The organism is Achromobacter sp. SIMBA_011 (assembly GCF_046535435.1).
Lineage (GTDB): Bacteria > Pseudomonadota > Gammaproteobacteria > Burkholderiales > Burkholderiaceae_B > Achromobacter > Achromobacter dolens.
Genome location: NZ_JAWRWN010000187.1, coordinates 1 through 329, shown reverse-complemented (window position 1 = coordinate 329; position 329 = coordinate 1). Strand labels below are relative to the sequence as shown.

At 75.7% G+C, this 329-nt stretch carries 1 protein-coding gene; it reads left to right on the top strand.

Features of this window, described 5'->3' with window-relative positions; all coding sequences use genetic code 11:
- On the top strand, positions 1-329 hold a 329-nt coding region (locus SB816_RS30505; RefSeq protein WP_410548054.1), incomplete at both ends, for a hypothetical protein.

Below are 329 nucleotides of genomic sequence, written 5' to 3'. Positions count from 1 at the left end.
CATGGGCGGCGGCGGCGCCGGCATCGACAACCTCGGTACCAACACGACGATCGTGCTGTCGGGCACGCAGATCGGCACGACCGGCAACGGCGCCGACGGCATCTCGTCGACGGGCGCGGGCACGCGCATCGCGACCGATGCGGCGAGCGTCGTGCGCACCGCGGGCGAAAACGCGCGCGGCATCGTCGTGGCCGGCGCCGATGCGACGCTGGCCGCCGACGGCACCACCGTCTCGACCACCGGCGCCGGCGCGCATGGGCTGGTCGTCGGCGGCGGCGCGACCGCGCTGCTGTCGGGCGCGAAGATCGCGGCGGCGGGCGTGTTTTCGC